Annotated in this window: 3 protein-coding genes; all 3 read right to left on the reverse strand. The window is 61.0% G+C overall.

Features of this window, described 5'->3' with window-relative positions; translation table 11 throughout:
- Positions 1-363 (reverse strand): TVP38/TMEM64 family protein (locus WH5701_RS00460; protein ID WP_037979167.1); only part of this gene is annotated, 363 nt, incomplete at its 3' end.
- 1 nt (position 364) lies between these two features.
- Positions 365-1,153 carry an ABC transporter permease gene (locus WH5701_RS00465; RefSeq protein WP_006169830.1) on the reverse strand — a complete coding sequence of 263 codons (789 nt, stop codon included), beginning with the start codon at positions 1,151-1,153 and terminating at the stop codon, positions 365-367.
- Positions 1,153-1,419: ABC-2 family transporter protein (locus WH5701_RS00470; RefSeq protein ID WP_006169831.1), on the reverse strand; the 267-nt coding region annotated here is incomplete at its 5' end. The genes WH5701_RS00465 and WH5701_RS00470, both read right to left, overlap by 1 nt.

Below are 1,419 nucleotides of genomic sequence, written 5' to 3' on the forward strand. Positions count from 1 at the left end.
GTTCAGCAATGAGAAGGGAAACGCCGGCGACAACCGCGTCAGCATCACCAATTTGAGCCCCTCGCGACTCACCCCTTTTTCAATCGCCTGAAGCTTGGGAAAGCGCTCCAGACGAGCACTCGTCCAATCCCGTAACCAATGGCGCCCGATGAGGAAGGCAGCTTCGGCCCCCAAGCAGGCACCTATAAACACAATCAAGCTCCCCCACCAAGTGCCATAGAGCACCCCCGCAAGCATTGAGGCCCAAATCCCGGGGAGAAGCAGCGTGACCCAAAGGGCATACACCGGAATAAACACCACCGCTCCCAAGGGAGAGCGCAGAAACGGCAAAACAAGATCCAGCCAATGGGACCAATCAGGCATCTCAACTCGAGGCAGAGGTGTAGTGACGCAAAGCAAACAACCAGAACGTCCGCGCCGAAACGAAGAAGCCCCCAGCGAGAGCCAAACCCAACAACAGCATCGGTGCTGCAACCCGACCCAGCAATAGCTCCGCCGGAACCGTGGTGAGAAAGGCCACTGGCAGCACAAACGTGAACAGCAACCGCAGCGTGGCTGGATAGGCACTGAGTGGATAGCGCCCCGCAGCCAACACAGCCCGAAGCACCTCGGTGGCATTCCAGGTTTTGACAAACCAAATGCTGGTGGCGGCAATCAGGAACCACATGGAATACAAGATCACGCCTCCGGCCAACACCATCACCAATACGGTCAGCAGTGCAGGCAGACTGAGCACAACCCCTGCCTGCAGGCTGCCCCAGATCAAGAGCGCCACCCCAAGACCGATCTCCGGGAGCCCCGCCGGAGAAATCGTGCGCATCGACAGCCAGAACTGGCTGTCGATCGGCTTGAGCAGCACAAAATCCAAGGTGCCCTCGCGCACATGGGTGACGATCGCACCGAGGTTTGGACGCAGCCAGGTGGTGGCCATGCCATCGAACACGGTGTAGAGCCCCTGCACCATCAGGGCCTGGGCCCAGCTCCAGCCCCCCAGGGTCTGATCAGGGCCATAGAACAACGAGAGCAAAAACAGACTGCCGCTGAGACTCATGGCCACCGCCAGCAGCTCAATCAGCACATTGGCTTGATACTCCAGCTGCACCGCGACGGCCGTGCCCCAGAAACGCCGCAGCGTGAGCCAGTACCGCCGCATCAGGCCCCCATGGCGCTGTAACGGCGCACGCCAGCCCGCCAGAGCAGTAACACCAGCGGCAACAACAGGGCGATCCAAACCAGCTGCGCCCCGAAGCCGGCCATCAGGTCCACCGGCTGTCCGGCCAGCACCCGAGCCGGAAAGTCGATCAGATAAGGGAAGGGCGTCCACTGGGCAAAGGCCCGCACCTCCGGCGGGAACGCCGACAGGGGTGCGAGCAAACCGGAGAGGAAGACAAAAGGAATGAACTGAAGCCGCTCCAGGGC

The sequence above is a fragment of the Synechococcus sp. WH 5701 genome, from assembly GCF_000153045.1.
GTDB lineage: Bacteria > Cyanobacteriota > Cyanobacteriia > PCC-6307 > Cyanobiaceae > Regnicoccus_A > Regnicoccus_A antarcticus.

What these genes read in the sequence shown, in the direction of transcription:
- WH5701_RS00465 (WP_006169830.1), bottom strand. Translation starts at nt 1,153, where the DNA reads ATGCGGCGGTACTGGCTCACGCTGCGGCGTTTCTGGGGCACGGCCGTC.